This is a genomic window from Kitasatospora sp. NPDC090091, assembly GCF_044747365.1.
Lineage (GTDB): Bacteria > Actinomycetota > Actinomycetes > Streptomycetales > Streptomycetaceae > Kitasatospora.
The window spans coordinates 126,569-142,663 of sequence record NZ_JBIVDY010000009.1 but is presented as its reverse complement, the minus strand read 5'-3'; the positions used below and the strand labels follow the sequence as shown (position 1 = coordinate 142,663).

Sequence of the window (16,095 nt, the reverse complement as noted above, 5' to 3'; positions counted from 1 at the left end):
GTCCGCTTCCTCCCCCCTCGCGCCGATGCAAGGAGCACCACCTCGTGACCACCCGCGCGCAGGCGATCGAGGCCGCGCACCGCTGGATCAACGGCGAGCTGCCCAGCGCCTCGGCCGACGGCTCGACCGGGGCGAGGCGGGTGCACTCCCACGAGTTCGACCTCGGCTGGGTGCTCTGGGCGGAGCCCTCGCCGGCGCGCGTGGACCCGCTGACCGGCGAGCGGCGCGCCCCCGACGAGGTGGGCGCGGCCTGCGCGGTGGTGGACCGCGCGACCGGCCGCTTCACCGTCTGGCCCTCGGTACCGGTGGACGAGGTGGTCACCCTCTACCGGGACTTCCTGGGCGCGGGCGCCCACGACCCCGGCCTGCCGCCGGCCACCGGCCGGGGCACCCGGGCCGAGCTGACCTACCGCGACGCCCTCGGCGAGCCGCGCTCGCTCGCGCTGCGCTCGGCGCCCGGCCTGCCGCACCCGGCGCTGCGCGGCTGGTGGTGGCTGCGCGAGCAGGGCGTGCGGGCCGAGGACGTGCTCGCCGTCCACACCGACCTGCGGCTGTCCGCGCTCCCCGGCGGCTACTGGGCCCATGCGCTGGCCGCCGAACTGCCGGGTGTCCGGGTCGGGTTCGACCTGCCCTACGGACCGCGCTTCGACCACCGGGCGGCGGCGGTCCGCGCCCTGCCCGCGGACCCGGACGGCCCGGCCCGCAACCGGGTGCCGTTCCCGCGCGGAGCCGCGCCGAGCCCGGCCCGCCCGCACGGGGTGCAGCCGGCCGGGGAGCTGACGGACCGGGCGCTGGCGGACCGCTTGGTGGAGCTGTTCGGCGCCGGCGGCGTCCGGCGGTTCGACCCGGCGGACCTCGCCCGCGCCGACCTCCCCGAGGCCACCGCCCGGGTGCTGCGGGACATCGGTGTGCCGGTGGCGGTCGAGGGCTTCTTCGGACTGCACCACCCGGGGCCGGACGCGATAGCCGACGGCACCCGGGCCGGCAGCGTGCTCCCGCCGCTGGCCGCCCACCTGGCGGAGGCCGGGCGCGGCACCCGGGTGGCCGAGCGGGAGCGCCTGGCGCTGGCGCCGCAGCTGCTGCTCGGCACCGACGGCTGGGCGCTGATCACCGTGGACACCGCCTGCGGCGCCGTCCGCGCGGTCGACCCCGACTACGCCACCGCCCGGTACTGCAACGACGGCGCGGCGTCCTTCGTCCGCTGCCTGGCGCTGTTCGACGAGCGGCTGTCCGGCCTGCGCGGGCTCGACCCGCGGGCGGCCGGCGCCGCCGTGGACGCGCTGCAGCGCGAGCTGGCGGCGATCGACCCGACCGTCTTCGACGACCCGGAGAACTGGTGGGCCGTCATCGTCGAGCAGCTCTGGGACGGCCTCCTGTGAGCGCGGCCCCGGCCGGCCGGGTCACCGGCGGCACCCGGCGGCGCGTCCGGGTGACCTGCGGTGCGTCGCGGCCGTGGCACGCCGAGCGACGGGCGCACGCTGAGGGGAACCGACCGTACTGTCGGGTTGTCAGATCATATTGACGAGACTTCGCTGACCCGTCGACCGTTCCCCGAGTGCCGCACCCGCGGCCGCCCGAACCAGAGCTGGAGCCCCGCGCCGTGACCGCCTCGCCCCGCGCCGCCACCCGCACGGCCGCGCTCGCCGCCGCCCTCGCGGTGCTGGCCGCGGGCTGCGCGGCCACCCCCGGCCTGCGCGCCCGCCCGGCCGCCGCCCAGCCGGTCTGCGCCGGACCGGCGGTGATCGGCCACCGCGGCTCGCCGCTCGACGCCCCCGAGAACACCATGGCCTCCTTCGAGACGGCCCTGCGGCAGGGCGCCGACTGGCTGGAGACCGACGTCCAGACCACCAAGGACGGCGTCCCGGTGCTGATGCACGACGCGACCGTGGACCGCACCACCAACGGCAAGGGCGCGGTCGCCGACCTCACCGCCGCCGAGGTGGCCGCCCTGCGGGTGACCGTCGGCCCCGGGCCGGACGAGCCGGTGCCGACCCTGGACCAGCTGCTCGAGCGGCTCTCCGGCAGCAGCGTGACGCTGCTGATGGAGATCAAGTGGCAGCGGGCCGAGGACGTCACCCGGATCGCCCGGCTCGCCGCCGGCAGCGGCGCCCGGGTCTTCCTCTACTCCTTCTCCTCGGAGCACCTGCGGCAGGCCCACGCGGCCGCCCCCGACTTGCCGGTGGTGCTGATCCAGGGGGCCTCGTTCGCCGAGGACCCGGGCGACCTGCCGCTGCACGGCATCGCCCTGGACGCCACCCTGGCCACCGCCGCCCGGATCGCCGCCGAGCGCCGGGCCGGCCGCGAGGTCTACGTCTGGACGCTGGACGACGAGGACTCCTGGCAGCTGATGACCGAGCGCTCCGCCGACGGCCTGATCACCGACGCGCCCGGCCGGGCCCGCCACTGGGCCGACGCCAACTGCCGCACCGAGCCCCCGGTCGCCCCGCGCGGCGCCCGCGCGCACTGAGGCCCCGTCCGGCGGGAGCGGCCCCGGCCCCGGGCCCGGGGCCGCCGGACGGGGCCGTGCGGCCGACCGGGGCGGACCAGCGCGAATACCGGAGTAGTCGATTTTCCGCCGGGGCGGATCGCGTAGCGTGGAGAGTTATGCGACTCGGTGTGCTCGACGTAGGTTCCAACACGGTCCACTTCCTCGTGGTGGACGCCCATCCCGGGGCCGCCCCGCTGCCCGCGTACTCGCACAAGGCCGAGCTGCGGCTGGCCGAACTCCTCGACGAGGGGGGCGGCATAAGCGAGCCGGGCGTGGCGAAGCTGATCGACATGGTCTCCTCCTCGCTGCGGGTCGCCGAGGACAAGGGCGTCGTCGACATACTGCCGTTCGCCACCTCCGCGGTCCGCGAGGCCGTCAACGGCGAGGAGGTGCTCGGCCGGGTCGCCACCGAGACCGGCGTCGAGCTCCAGGTGCTCTCCGGTCAGGACGAGGCCCGGCTCACCTTCCTCGCCGTCCGCCGCTGGTTCGGCTGGTCCTCCGGACGGCTGCTCAACCTCGACATCGGCGGCGGCTCGCTGGAGATCGCCTGCGGGCTGGACGAGCAGCCCGACGTCGCCTGCTCGCTGCCGCTCGGCGCGGGCCGGCTCACCGGCCGCTGGCTGCCCGGCGACGTCGCCGACCCGGAGCACCTGCGCGAGCTCAGACGCCACATCCGCGCCGAGATGGCCACCGTCGTCGGCGAGATCTCCCGGCTCGGCCCGCCGGACCACGCCGTCGCCACCTCCAAGACCTTCAAGCAGCTGGCCCGGATGACCGGTGCGGCCCCCGCCGACGCCGGCCCGTACGCCGACCGGCGGCTCACCCGCAGCGGCCTCTCCGCCTGGCTGCCCCGGCTCTCCGGGATGACCGTCGCCGAACGGGCGCAGATCCCGGGCGTCTCCGAGGGCCGGGCCAAGCAGCTGCTGGCCGGCGCCCTGGTCGCCGACGCGGCGATGGACCTCTTCGGCCTGGAGGAGCTGGACATCTGCCCCTGGGCGCTGCGCGAGGGCATCATCCTGCGCCGCCTGGACGCCATGGACAGCCCCGCCGACCGCCGCAGTCCGGCCCTCACCACCTGAGGGCGGGCCCGAGGGCCGCTCCCCGTTCCGGGCGCGGTCCGCTTACGCTGTCTCCCGTGGCGCAACCAGCGGACGAGGACGGGACGCAGGAGAGCCGGGCTCCCGGGGACGGGCAGCCGCGGCCGGACGGCCCGCGCCGCGCACGCCGCACCGGCGGCCAGGACCGGGACGGCGGGGCGGCCGGCCGCCCCCGTGCGCTGGGCAAGGCCGTGCAGGCGGTCCAGGGCGTCCGGGCGGCCAGGAGCGCGGCCGCCGGCAAGGGCGAGCCCGCCCGGGACGGTGCCGCGGGGCCCGACCCGGAGCAGGGGGCCACCGGGAAGCCCGCCGGGGCCGCGAAGCCGGCCAGGACCGCGAAGGCGGCGAAGGCGGCGAAGCCCGCCAAGCCCGCCAAGGGCACCGCGAAGACCGCTGCGAAGACCGCCGCCAAGGCCGCGGCCCGGGCCGCCACCGCGAAGACCGCCGCCGCCGTGAAGCGCACCGCCCGTCCGGCCGGCCCGGAGCCGGAGACGGGGGCCGAGTCCGCCCCGAAGTCCACCCCGAAGTCCACCGCGCGGACCAGGACGACGGCCGCCCCGGAGGCCGCCCCGGAGCCCGACCCCAAGGCCGAGGCGAAGGCCGCCCGCAAGGCGGCCCGGCAGGCCCCGGCCGACACGTCCGCCGCCGCGCCCACCGCCACCCCGGCCGTCGCGCCCACCGCCGACCGGCCCCCTCGCGAGAAGCGGACCGCCCGCGCGGCCGGCGCCGCCAAGGCCGCCGTCCAGTCCGTGCGGTCCGTCAAGGCCGCCCGCCAGGCCGCCGCCCGGACCGCCCCGCTGCTGCGCACCACCGACCGCCTGGTGCTGCCGTCGCACCCGTCCCTGCACATCCCCGACACCAAGGTCGCCCTCTCCACCGCCTCGGTCTACCCGGCCAACACCGCGGTCGGCTTCGAGCTGGCCGCCAAGCTCGGGTACGACGGCGTCGAGGTGATGGTCTGGAACGACCCGGTCAGCCAGGACATCGAGGCGCTGCGCCGGCTCTCCGACGCCCACGGGATGCCGATCCTGGCCGTGCACGCGCCCTGCCTGCTGATCACCCAGCGGGTCTGGAGCACCGACCCGTGGACCAAGCTGGTCCGTGCCCGGGCCGCCGCCGAGAAGCTCGGCGCGAGCGCCGTCGTCGTGCACCCGCCGTTCCGCTGGCAGCGCCAGTACGCCCGCGAGTTCGTCGAGGGCATCGAGCGCATGGCGGGCGAGACCGACGTCCGCTTCGCCGTCGAGAACATGTACCCGTGGCGCTACCGCGACCGCGAGATGCTGGCCTACGCCCCCGGCTGGGACGTCACGGACGAGGAGTACCGGCACTTCACCATCGACCTCTCGCACGCCGCCACCTCCCGGATCGACGCGCTCGCCATGGTCGAGCGGATGGGCTACCGGCTCGCCCACATCCACCTCGCCGACGGCAGCGGCTCCGGCAAGGACGAGCACCTGATCCCCGGGCGCGGCAAGCAGCCCTGCGCCGAGCTGCTGGAACACCTCGCCCGGACCGGCTTCGACGGCCACGTGGTGCTGGAGGTCAACACCCGCCGCTCCGCGTCCCCCGCCGAACGCGAGGCCGACCTGGCCGAGGCGCTCGCCTTCACCCGGCTCCACCTGGCCACCCCGGCGCGCGTACGCTGAGTACGAACTGCCGTACCGAGGGGGAGACATGACGGACGAGTCGGACTTCCGTGCCATCGCGACATCCTTCGGCGGGGTCGCCGCCGAGTACGAGCAGGGCCGCCCCGGCTACCCGGACGAGCTGTTCGACGAGCTGGAGCGCCTGGCCGGCCGGACCCTCAAGGGCGCCCGCGTCCTGGACGTCGGCGCCGGCACCGGCATCGCCACCCGGCGGCTCGCCGCCCGCGGCGCCGAAGTGGTCGCCGTCGAGCCCAGCCCGGGCATGGGCGCCCAGTTCCTGGCCGGCAGCCCCGGCATCCCGCTGGTCAAGGGCACCGGCGACGAGCTGCCCTTCCACGACCACAGCGCCGACTTCATCACCTACGCCCAGGCCTTCCACTGGACCCGCCCCGAGCTGGCCGTCCCGGAGGCGATCCGGGTGCTGCGGCCCGGCGGCGCCCTCGCCACCTGGTGGAACGTGAAGGACGAGTCCGTCCCCTGGGTGCGCGCCCTGGGCGAGCGGATGGCCGCCGCGCTGCCCGGCCGCTACCACGGCTACGGTCAGATCGACCACCACACCAGCCACTTCGCCCCGGCCGGCCTGGCGGTCGCCGACGTGACGCTGCGCTGGGAGCGCGAGGTCACCGTCGACCGGCTGCTCAAGGACCTCACCTCCCGCTCCTACCTGGCCTCCCTGGATCCGGAGCGGCGTGCCCGCGTCCTCGCCGACGAGCGCGCCGCACTGCTCGCCGAGTTCCCCGACGGCCGGCTGACCGAGCCCTACGTCCTGCGCCTCACCGTGGCGGTCACCCCGGGCGGCGCGGCCTGACCGCATCGCGGACGGACCGTCCGGCGCTCGGACCGCGGGCGTAGGCTCGTTAGACACAGCGGTGCCGCGCCCTCCCTACCGGCGGTGCCGCGAGGTACCCCCCGAAGGAGTGGAGCACAGTGCCCGAGCTGAGGTCCCGTACGGTCACCCACGGTCGCAACATGGCAGGCGCCCGGGCGCTTCTCCGGGCCGCCGGCGTAGCCCGCGAGGACTTCGGCAAGCCGATCATCGCGGTCGCCAACTCCTTCACCGAGTTCGTCCCCGGCCACACCCACCTCCAGCCGGTCGGCCGGATCGTCTCCGAGGCGATCAAGCAGGCGGGCGGCATCCCGCGGGAGTTCAACACCATCGCGGTCGACGACGGCATCGCGATGGGCCACGGCGGCATGCTCTACTCGCTGCCCTCGCGCGACCTGATCGCCGACTCCGTGGAGTACATGGTCAACGCGCACTGCGCCGACGCCCTGATCTGCATCTCCAACTGCGACAAGATCACCCCCGGCATGCTGATGGCCGCGCTGCGGCTGAACATCCCGACCGTCTTCGTCTCCGGCGGCCCGATGGAGGCCGGCAAGGCCACCCTGGTCGACGGCACCGTCCGCAAGCTCGACCTGGTCGACGCGATCTCCCAGGCGGTGAACGAGAACGTCTCCGACGAGGACATCGCGATCATCGAGGAGAACGCCTGTCCGACCTGCGGCTCCTGCTCGGGGATGTTCACCGCCAACTCGATGAACTGCCTGACCGAGGCGATCGGCCTCTCTCTGCCCGGCAACGGCTCGGTGCTCGCCACCCACACCGCCCGCCGGGCGCTGTACGAGCGGGCCGGGCAGAACGTGGTCGAGATCGCGAACCGCCACTACGGCCAGGACGACCACTCGGTCCTGCCGCGCTCGATCGCCACCCGCGCCGCCTTCGAGAACGCCATGGCGCTGGACATCGCGATGGGCGGCTCCACCAACACGATCCTGCACCTGCTCGCCGCCGCCCAGGAGGCCGAGCTGGACTTCGACATGCGGGCCATCGACGCCGTCTCCCGCAAGGTGCCCTGCCTCTCCAAGGTCGCGCCGAACGGCTCGTACTACATGGAGGACGTGCACCGGGCCGGCGGCATCCCGGCCATCCTCGGCGAGCTCTACCGCGGCGGACTGCTCAACGAGGACGTGCACACCGTCCACTCCGACTCGCTCGCCGAGTGGCTCAAGACCTGGGACGTCCGCGGCGGCTCGCCGTCCGCCGAGGCCGTCGAGCTCTGGCACGCGGCCCCCGGCTGCGTCCGCTCCGCCGAGGCCTTCTCGCAGTCCGAGCGCTGGGAGTCCCTGGACACCGACGCCGCGAGGGGCTGCATCCGCAGCGTCGAGCACGCCTACTCGGTCGAGGGCGGCCTGGCCGTGCTCTACGGCAACCTCGCCGAGGACGGCTGCATCGTGAAGACCGCCGGCGTGGACGAGTCGATCTGGACCTTCAGCGGTCCGGCCGTCGTGGTCGAGTCGCAGGAGGACGCCGTCGACGCGATCCTCACCAAGCGGGTCAAGGAGGGCGACGTCGTCGTCATCCGCTACGAGGGCCCCAAGGGCGGCCCGGGCATGCAGGAGATGCTCTACCCGACGTCCTTCCTCAAGGGCCGCGGCCTCGGCAAGGCCTGCGCGCTGGTCACCGACGGCCGCTTCTCCGGCGGCACCTCGGGCCTGTCGATCGGCCACGCCTCGCCGGAGGCAGCCTCCGGCGGCATCATCGCCCTGGTGGAGGACGGCGACATCATCGCCATCGACATCCCCGGCCGGAAGATCTCCCTGGAGGTCTCCTTCGAGGAGCTGCACGAGCGCCGGCTGAAGCTGGAGGCCGAGGGCGGCTACCGGCCGAAGAAGCGCGAGCGCCAGGTCAGCCAGGCCCTGCGCGCGTACGCCGCGATGGCCACCTCCGCAGACAAGGGCGCCGTCCGGGACGTCAGCAAGCTCGGCTGACACCCGGGCGCCCGCAAGCCCCGAGGAGGAGCCGTCCCGCCCGCCGGGACGGCTCCTCCGGCGTTTCCGGCGTTTCCGGTGGTTCCGGCGGCTCTGCCCGCCGCCCGCCGCCTGCCGGTGGCCGCGGCCGTTCGCCGGTGTCGCGGGGCGTCGGGTGATAATCGGCCGTGTGACCGAGCACCCCGCCCCCGCCCCCACGCCCGCCGGCGCCCCCGAGCCGGAGCCGATCCGCTGGTTCGGCACCAGCTGGGTCGAGCGCGGCACCGACTACCGGCTGCGCCGGATCGCCGTGCCGATCGGCGCCCTGCTGGCCGCCGCGGCCGCCGCGCTCGTGCTGCGCTTCGGCGTCGAGGGCATCCGGCTCTCCGACAACGGCGGCTTCCTCAACGGCCTGCTGGTCGCCGCCATCGCGATCTGCTCGCTGCTCGCCGCGCTGCGCACCTGGAAGCAGCTCACCGAGGGCAAGGACCGGCTGACCGGCTGGATGGCCGAGGACAAGTCGCTCGGCGCGGTCTGGATCATCGGCGGGGTCGGCGCGCTGCTCGCCTACTTCGTCCGCAGCCTGGTCGAGGCCCCCGGCGAGGCGGTCAGGCGTGCCGACTACGAGCGGGCCGCCGCCGCCCACCGGCGCCGGCAGTCCGCCCGCAGCGGCCGGCCCGACGCCAAGGCGCCGGGCCGGGCCAAGCGCCGGCGCTGACTCAGGAGCGGCTGACCGTGCCGCAGGCGCCGTCGTCCTGAAGCTGCCGGTTCCGGTCGTACGGGTCGGTGGCCGGACCGGTCTGCCCGGGGTTCGGCCGGGCGAACTGCGCGAACTGCGGGTGGAAGTAGCCGTCGTGGACGTTGCAGGCCGAGTTGCCGGACTCCGACCTGGACGGACCGAAGTTGATCTTCTTCGGGTTGTTCCGGTACCTGGCCGGGTCGTAGAACCGGTAGTCGTCCACCCGGCGCACGATGGTCCGCGCCGTCCAGGTGTCCCCGGCGACGTCGGCGGCCGGCACCACCAGGCCCACCGGCTTCGCCGTCCCGTCCTTGGGCGCGGGCAGCGGCGACCCGGGCCCGCTGCTCGCGGTCGGGCGCGGCGAGGCCGCCCGCTGCCCGGCCTCCGGGCCGGGGCGCAGCGCGTAGACGAAGGTGAAGTCGGTGTGCACCACGACGCCCCCGTCGCCGTCGCCGTCCACGGTGATCCGGCCCTGGACCTTGACGGTGTCGTTCACCGGGATCGCCTCGCGCGGGTCGAAGCGGCTGAACCGGGTGGTGGGGTCGGTCTCCTCGGTCGGGTGCGCGAGACCGGCCTCCAGCCTGTCCCGGGTCTCCCGCTCGATCATGGCGAGCGCGGCCTCCGGCCGGCCGCCCGCGACCGCCTTCGGGTCCAGGTTGGCCGCGGCCAGGTAGTCCTTGACCAGCTTCACCTGGGCGGCGACCTGCTCGGCGGTGAACGCCCCGACCGGGCCGGGGGCCTGCGGCAGCTCGAAGGCGTCCATCGAGGTCGGCCAGGGCTCGGCCGGGGAGCCGGCCCACGGGTGGTCGACGGTCGGCTGCTGCTCGGCGGTCTTCGGCGGGGCGGCCGTCGGCCGCGCGGTCTCCGGGGCTGCTGTCGGCACCGGGCCGCGGTGGGAGGCGCCCTCCGAGCCGTGCGTGAACCAGCTCGTCACGGCGTCGAGGTTCAGGGCTGCGAGCAGCACCGCGACGGCCAGCAGCACGTAGAGCGCCGTCCGCCCCTCGAACCGGCGGCGGGGGCGCGGGTCGCCCCAGGCGTCGACCGGCTGCGGCTTGCGCCCGAACCGGCCGGCCTTCCGCGGGCCGTCGTTCACCGAGCGCCGGCCGCCCGGGTCCACCGGGGGAGTGTGCTTCCACCGCGCGGCGAGCATCCGGGTGCGGCCGGACTGCTCCTTGACGGTGGCACCTCTGACGAACTCCTCGTCCAGGACGAGGTCGGCGAACGGGTCCTTCCCGCCCGTACCGGACGGGTCGGCCCCGTCCGGGTCACGGCCCTCCGTCGGGCGCGGCTCTGGATCTTCGGCGATCGGCATCGCGCCAGTATGCCGACGCGGTGTGACGGCGCGTCGATCGGGGGCACACCATGTGGTGAACGCGTGTGCGATGTGCGCGAATCACCCCCTTATGCACCGCCCCTGACGCACGCTCACCCCGCGCTCAATCCTTGCCGCGGGCCTGCTTCACCGATCCGACCACTCCCGCGACCGCCAGCAGCACGCCGGCCGGCAGCAATGAGAGGAAGAACGCACCGATCAGGCTCGCGTCGCCGAGGATCGTCTGCGCCAGTGTGTTCAGTACCAGCAGGGCACCGGCCGCCGGCACCGCCGACTGCCACGGGTGCTCGGCCGCCCACCTGCGCAGCCGCCGGTCCGCGGTGTCGCGGCGCAACTGGCCGCCCACCGTGCCGACCAGGAAGAAGAAGAACAGCGCCCAGCCGGCCGGGCCGGCCAGCATGCTCAGCGACCAGTCCCCGGTGACCAGCTCGATCCCCAGGGCCGTCGCCCCCACCACCGCACCGACACCCGCGGCCGTCTTCCACGGGCCCACCGTCGCAGCGGCGACGGCGGCCTGCCGGTTCTCACGTCGGGACATCTCTCCGTGTGACATACCTCCACGGTGCGCCCGGGAGCCCCCGGGGGCCATAGGGGAGAACCCGGAGTTTGGCCCTTACGGGACCGGCCACCTCCGTTCGCTGCCCGCCGCCGGGGCCGGCTGCCGCCGCCGTGGCGCCGGCGCCGGTCCGGGGCCTTCCGCAGGGTGGACGGTCCCGCTGCGGGCGGGCGCGCGGTGCGAGGATGGCGGCAGGTACGGACGCGAGGAGCGGGCATGGGCAGCGCAGCGGCGCACGGGCAGAAGATCGCCTTCCTGGGCACGGGCAAGATCGGGGAGGCGCTGCTCTCGGGCCTGCTCCGGGCCGGCAAGAACCCGGCGGACGTCCTGGTGACCGCCCGCCGGCCCGAGCGGGCCGCCGAGCTGGCCGAGAAGTACGGCGTCGGCGTGGTGGGCAACACCGAGGCCGCCAAGCTCGCCGACACCCTGATCCTCGCGGTCAAGCCGCAGGACATGGGCACCCTGCTGGACGAGCTGGCGCCGCACGTCGGCTCCGACCGGCTGGTGATCTCCGCGGCGGCCGGCATCCCCACCGCCTGGTTCGAGGCCCGGCTGGCGGCCGGCACCCCGGTGGTCCGGGTGATGCCCAACACGCCCGTCCTGGTGGACGAGGGGATGAGCGTCATCTCCGGCGGCTCGCACGCCACCGAGGCGCACCTGGAGCGGGCCGAGGAGATCTTCCGCTCGGTCGGCAAGGCGCTGCGGCTGCCCGAGTCCCAGCAGGACGCCGCCACCGCGCTCTCCGGCTCCGGCCCGGCCTACTTCTACTTCCTGGTGGAGGCGATGACCGACGCCGGCATCCTGCTCGGCCTGCCCCGGCACGTCGCGCACGACCTGATCGTGCAGTCGGCGATCGGTGCCTCGGTCATGCTGCGGGACTCCGGCGAGCACCCGGTGAAGCTGCGCGAGGCGGTCACCTCGCCGGCCGGCACCACCATCGCCGCCATCCGCGAGCTGGAGAACCACGGCGTCCGGGCCGCGCTGCTGGGCGCCCTGGAGGCGGCCCGCGACCGCTCCCGGGAGCTGGCCTCCGGCGGCAAGTAGGCTCCTCCGGTGTCCTACGAACTGGTGATCTTCGACAACGACGGCGTCCTGGTGGACAGCGAGCCGCTCTCCAACCGGGTGCTCGCCGAGTACCTGACCGAGCTCGGGTACCCGACGACCGTCGAGGACTCCTACCGGGACTTCATGGGGAGCGCCGCCCACCGGATCCACGACCTGATCGCCGAGCGGTACGACGGAGCGAAGCTGCCGGACGGCTTCGACGAGCTGTTCCACGCCCGGGTGTTCGCCGCCTTCGCCGAGGAGCTCACCGCCGTGCGCGGCGCGGATACGCTGCTGAAGGAGCTCCGGCAGCGCTCCGTGCCGTACTGCCTGGCCTCCTCGGCGCACCACACGTGGATCCGCACCGCGCTCGACCTGACCGGTCTGCGCGGGCACCTCGCCGAGGAGCGGATCTTCAGCGCCCAGGACGTCGGCATCGGCAAGCCCGCGCCCGACCTCTTCCTGCACGCCGCCCGCACCCTCGGCGCCGACCCGGCCCGCTGCCTGGTGCTGGAGGACAGCGTCAACGGCGTGCTGGCCGCCCGGGCCGCCGGGATGGACGTGTACGGCTACACGGCGCTCACCGATCCGGCGAAGCTGCTGGCGGCCGGCGCCACCGGGCTGATCGCCGACCTCGCCGAGGTGCCCGCGTTGCTCGGCTGACCGGTCGCGGGGGCGGGGCCCGTCCTCGCGTGCGTCGCCGGCCCCCGCGGGCGCCGCGCGCCCGCCCGGGCGCGCCGTCCGCCCTCGCGTTGCGCGACCCCTCCCCAAAAGCGGCGGCACCGCCTACGCTCTCGCCAACATCGTCGTACCGGCCGGTAGCGAGGTCCGCATGAGTGCCGCGAGTACCGTGATCACGCCCCGCCTGCGCCAGGGCCGGGCGGCGCTCGCCGCGGGCTTCCTGCTCCAGGGCACCACCTTCGCGCTGCTGGTCACCTGCATCCCCGAACTGCAGGACCGGTACGGGCTCAGCGACGCGCTGCTGCCGGTCTTCCTGGCCGCCGTGCCGATCCTGGCCGGGGTCGGGTCGATCGCCTCCGAGCAGCTGGTGCGGCGGACCGGTGCCCGGTCGGTGCTGCGGGTCGTCCAGCCCGCGGTCTGCCTCACCCTGGCCGGCGTCGGCTTCGGTGACGAGCTCTGGCAACTCGCCATCGCCCTGGGTGCGTTCGGCCTGCTGGTCGGCGCGCTGGATGCCAGTATGAACATGCTCGGGGTGGGCCTGCAGCACCGCTACGGCCGCTCGATCATGATCGGCTTCCATGCCGCGTTCAGCCTCGGCGGCATCCTCGGCGCGGCGCTGGCCGGCCTCGGCTCGCACTACGACGCCGGCCTGCCGGTGCTGTTCGGCACCGCGGCCGCCGTGATCGCCCCGCTGGCCGTGCTGGCCGGCACCCTCCCCCGGTCTTCGGCCGGGGGGACCTCCGGCGCCGGACCGGGCGAACTCGGCGACGCCGTCCGGGAGGCGGCCGAGGCCGCCGCCCGGACGATCCCGTGGCGCCCGCTGCTGCCGCTCTGCCTGGCGATGGCCTTCGCGTACATCGCGGACGCCTCCGTCTCCAACTACAGCGTCAAGTACCTCACCGACGGTCTGCACAGCCCCGACGACGTCGCCAAGCTCTCCTACCTCGGGTACATGGTGGCGATGCTGCTCGGCCGGGCGGTCGGCGACCGCGCGGTGCAGCACTGGGGCGCCGTCCCGGTGGTGCGGGCCGGGGCCGCGCTGGCCGCGCTGGGCTTCGCGGTGGCCGCCGCCGCGCCCGGGGCCTGGGCCGGGATCGCCGGGTTCACCGTCCTCGGCCTCGGCATCTGCGCGATCATCCCGCAGGTGTTCGCGGCCGGCGGGCGGCTCTTCCCGGCCGATTCGGACGCCGCCGTGGCGCGGCTCAACCTGTTCAACTACGCGGGTTTCCTGGTCGGTTCGCCGCTGGTCGGCGCGATCGCGGACGCGAGCTCGTACCGCTGGGCGCTGCTCGCGCCGATGCTGCTGGTCCTGGCGGTGCTGCCGCTGGCCGGCCGGTTCGTCCCGGCCCCCGCGCCCGTCCCGGCGCCGGCGGTGGCCTGACGCCCGGTCCGGGGCGGTCGGGGGCGGTGGCCTGACGCCCGGTCCGGGGCGGTCGGGGGCGGTCCGGGGCGCGGCTCAGTGCTCCCGGATCTCCTCCAGTGACACCTGCATCAGCGCCTTGGCCCGGGTGAACCAGTCCGCCAGGACGGCGATCTCGTCCGGCGTGTAGTCGGCGAACAGCCCCGCGAGGCGGGCGTAGAACGGGCCGTAGACCGCCAGGATGCGCTCCTGGGCGGAGTCGGCCATCACCACCCGCACCCGTCGCCGGTCCGCCGGGTCCGCCTCCCGGTGGGCGAAGCCGGCCTTGTCCAGGCGATTGAGCACACCCGTCACCGCGCCGGTGGTCAGCTGGGCCCGCTCGGCGAGGTCGCCGGCGGCCAGCGGCGTGCCGGCGAGGGCCGCCTCGATGACGAAGCCGAGGCAGGTCAGGTCGGTGACGTTGAGCCCGAGCCGAGCGGCGATGTCCTGCTGTCCGAACTGCGCGAGCGCGATCATCCGGTCCATCGCGTACTGCGCCTGCTCGGGCGTCGCCTCCGGGCGCGGCTTGCCCTCCACGGAATATCTCCTTAGCATCTAAGTTACTTAGCTCGTGAGATAAGACATCTCCAGCGACGCCCCAGGGGCGGTCGCGGCTCCATCACACCAAATGAGGGGACATGGGCGCACACGACGAGCACGACATGGGGCACACCGTCGCCGGCTGGACCGGTACGGCCATCGCCGTCGCCGGTACGGCCGTCGCGGGCGTGGCCCTGATCGCCGGCTCGGCGGCCGGCCTCTGGCTCGGCGGGGCCGTCACCGCCCTGGCGGCGGTCACCACCTGGGTGCTGCACCTCGCCGGCTGGGGCAAGGCCACCGGGCCGCGGCCGGCCGACCGCCGGCACTGGCGCACCCGGGACGCCGCGGCCCGGCACGGCCACCCCGACTGCCTCGGCTGCCGCCTGGCGGGCCGCCCGACCCCCGCCACCACCCCCGCACAGGCCCCCGCGCCGGCACCCGCCCGCGCCGTCGCCCGCGACTAGGCAAGCAGGGGCTCAGCGAGCCTGTGGCGCCCCTCCGCGACGGCGGCGGGGCGCGCCGTCGGCGGTGCGCCCCTGGCGGCCTTCCCGCGGCCGCGACGCACTACGGTGGGGCCATGCCCGAAGCCGAGCGTGACACCCCCTGCGGCCTGCACCTCTTCTGGGACGAGGCGGTCACCGCCTACGACTTCGGTCCCGGCCACCCGATGGACCCGACCCGCCTGGCGCTCACCATGCGCCTGGTGGAGTCGCTCGGACTGGACACCGGCCCGGGAGTGACCGTCCGGGCCGCACCGCCGGCCGGCGAGTCCACCCTCCACCTGGTGCACACCCGCGCCTACGTGGAGGCGGTCAAATACGCCGCCGACCACCCCGACCAGCCGGACCGGCGGCACGGCCTCGGCACCGACGACAACTGGGGCTTCCCGGCCGTCCACTCCGCCTCCGCACTGATCGCCGGCCAGTCGGTGGCCGCCGCCGAGGCCGTCTGGCGCGGCGAGACCCCGCACGCCGTCAACTTCGCCGGCGGCCTGCACCACGCCATGCCCGGCCGGGCCTCCGGCTTCTGCATCTACAACGACCCCGCGCTCGCCATCGCCCGGCTGCTCGAACTCGGCGCCGAGCGGGTCGCCTACGTCGACGTCGACGTCCACCACGGCGACGGTGTGCAGGAGGCGTTCTGGGACGACCCCCGGGTGCTCACCGTCTCGTTGCACGAGCACCCCGCCACGCTCTTCCCGCAGACCGGCTGGGCCACCGAGACCGGCGGGCCGAACGCCCCCGGCTCGGCGGCCAACCTGCCGCTGCCGGCCGGCACCGGCGACGCCGGCTGGCTGCGCGCCTTCCACGCCCTCGTCCCCGAGCTGCTGGCGGCCTTCCGCCCGCAGGTCCTGGTCACCCAGCACGGCGCGGACACCCACCTGGAGGACCCGCTCGCCCACCTCGCCGTCACCGTGGACGCCCAGCGGCTGATCGCCGAGGAGCTGCACGGCCTCGCCCACCGGCACGCCGACGGCCGCTGGATCGCCCTCGGCGGGGGTGGCTACGCCGTGGTCGACGTCGTCCCGCGGAGCTGGACCCACCTGGTCGCCACCGCGGCCGGCAGGCCCGTCGACCCGGCGGCCGAGACCCCCGAGTCCTGGCGCGCCGAGGTCCTCCGGCGCACCGGCCGCCCGGCCCCGCCGCGGATGACCGACGGCGCCCGGCCGTCCTGGCGGGACTTCGACGCGGGTTACGATCCGGCCGACCGCCTCGACCAGGCGATCCTGGCCGCCCGCCGCGCCGTACTGCCGCACCACGGCCTGCTGCCCTGACCAGCACCGGTGCGGCCGGGCCGAACGCCGACCCCCGGTTGTGAAGATGC

General features: G+C 75.3%; 15 protein-coding genes. 12 read left to right on the top strand and 3 right to left on the bottom strand.

Annotated features, from left to right (window positions below; translation table 11 throughout):
- Positions 1-44 precede the first annotated feature (44 nt).
- The 7 genes from ACIPSC_RS17760 to ACIPSC_RS17730 all read left to right on the top strand — a co-directional run bounded on the left by ACIPSC_RS17760 (position 45) and on the right by ACIPSC_RS17730 (position 8,697).
- The gene (locus tag ACIPSC_RS17760) at positions 45-1,379 is read left to right on the top strand and encodes an SUKH-4 family immunity protein (RefSeq protein ID WP_400826629.1); all 1,335 of its coding nucleotides are present in this window, start codon (positions 45-47) and stop codon (positions 1,377-1,379) included.
- Positions 1,380-1,600: 221 nt separating this feature from the next.
- Entirely contained in the window at positions 1,601-2,467 is an 867-nt protein-coding gene (locus ACIPSC_RS17755; RefSeq protein ID WP_400826628.1) for a glycerophosphodiester phosphodiesterase, read from the top strand.
- A gap of 137 nt (positions 2,468-2,604) precedes the next feature.
- Complete coding sequence (locus ACIPSC_RS17750) at positions 2,605-3,567, top strand: Ppx/GppA family phosphatase (RefSeq protein ID WP_400826627.1); 963 nt, start codon at positions 2,605-2,607, stop codon at positions 3,565-3,567.
- 857 nt (positions 3,568-4,424) lie between these two features.
- Positions 4,425-5,228 (top strand): sugar phosphate isomerase/epimerase family protein, encoded by an 804-nt coding sequence (locus ACIPSC_RS17745; RefSeq protein ID WP_400826833.1) that lies wholly within the window; start codon positions 4,425-4,427, stop codon positions 5,226-5,228.
- A 28-nt stretch (positions 5,229-5,256) separates the two neighbouring features.
- Positions 5,257-6,036, top strand: coding sequence for a class I SAM-dependent methyltransferase (locus ACIPSC_RS17740; RefSeq protein ID WP_400826626.1), 780 nt, complete (start codon positions 5,257-5,259; stop codon positions 6,034-6,036).
- Positions 6,037-6,155: 119 nt separating this feature from the next.
- A complete protein-coding gene (gene ilvD / locus ACIPSC_RS17735) occupies positions 6,156-8,000 on the top strand; it encodes a dihydroxy-acid dehydratase (RefSeq protein WP_400826625.1) in 1,845 nt (614 codons plus the stop codon).
- Between the two features lie 169 nt (positions 8,001-8,169).
- Positions 8,170-8,697, top strand: a complete 528-nt coding sequence (locus ACIPSC_RS17730; RefSeq protein ID WP_400826624.1) for a hypothetical protein — start codon at positions 8,170-8,172, stop codon at positions 8,695-8,697.
- Between the two features lies 1 nt (position 8,698).
- Here the strand turns inward: ACIPSC_RS17730 and ACIPSC_RS17725 are convergent, their stop codons facing one another.
- Together ACIPSC_RS17725 and ACIPSC_RS17720 are read right to left on the bottom strand one after the other, a co-directional pair.
- Complete coding sequence (locus tag ACIPSC_RS17725) at positions 8,699-10,030, bottom strand: hypothetical protein (RefSeq protein ID WP_400826622.1); 1,332 nt, start codon at positions 10,028-10,030, stop codon at positions 8,699-8,701.
- Between the two features lie 124 nt (positions 10,031-10,154).
- On the bottom strand, positions 10,155-10,589 hold the full coding sequence (locus tag ACIPSC_RS17720) for a hypothetical protein (RefSeq protein ID WP_400826621.1): 435 nt from the start codon (positions 10,587-10,589) through the stop codon (positions 10,155-10,157).
- Positions 10,590-10,823: 234 nt separating this feature from the next.
- Between ACIPSC_RS17720 and proC the strand changes: the two genes are divergently transcribed.
- The 3 genes from proC to ACIPSC_RS17705 all read left to right on the top strand — a co-directional run bounded on the left by proC (position 10,824) and on the right by ACIPSC_RS17705 (position 13,713).
- On the top strand, positions 10,824-11,651 hold the full coding sequence (gene proC, locus ACIPSC_RS17715; RefSeq protein ID WP_313764335.1) for a pyrroline-5-carboxylate reductase: 828 nt from the start codon (positions 10,824-10,826) through the stop codon (positions 11,649-11,651).
- Between the two features lie 9 nt (positions 11,652-11,660).
- Positions 11,661-12,314: an HAD family hydrolase gene (locus tag ACIPSC_RS17710; RefSeq protein ID WP_400826619.1), complete on the top strand. Its 654-nt coding sequence runs from the start codon at positions 11,661-11,663 to the stop codon at positions 12,312-12,314.
- A gap of 169 nt (positions 12,315-12,483) precedes the next feature.
- Positions 12,484-13,713 carry an MFS transporter gene (locus ACIPSC_RS17705; protein WP_400826617.1) on the top strand — a complete coding sequence of 410 codons (1,230 nt, stop codon included), beginning with the start codon at positions 12,484-12,486 and terminating at the stop codon, positions 13,711-13,713.
- A 75-nt stretch (positions 13,714-13,788) separates the two neighbouring features.
- On the opposite strand, the gene ACIPSC_RS17700 is transcribed toward ACIPSC_RS17705, so the two are convergent.
- The gene (locus tag ACIPSC_RS17700; protein ID WP_400826615.1) at positions 13,789-14,268 is read right to left on the bottom strand and encodes a MarR family transcriptional regulator; all 480 of its coding nucleotides are present in this window, start codon (positions 14,266-14,268) and stop codon (positions 13,789-13,791) included.
- A gap of 101 nt (positions 14,269-14,369) precedes the next feature.
- Here ACIPSC_RS17700 and ACIPSC_RS17695 point away from each other — a divergent pair, with 101 nt between their 5' ends.
- Both ACIPSC_RS17695 and ACIPSC_RS17690 read left to right on the top strand, forming a co-directional pair.
- Positions 14,370-14,735, top strand: a complete 366-nt coding sequence (locus ACIPSC_RS17695) for an HGxxPAAW family protein (RefSeq protein ID WP_400826614.1) — start codon at positions 14,370-14,372, stop codon at positions 14,733-14,735.
- Between the two features lie 113 nt (positions 14,736-14,848).
- Complete coding sequence (locus ACIPSC_RS17690) at positions 14,849-16,045, top strand: acetoin utilization protein AcuC (protein ID WP_400826613.1); 1,197 nt, start codon at positions 14,849-14,851, stop codon at positions 16,043-16,045.
- Positions 16,046-16,095 lie beyond the last annotated feature (50 nt).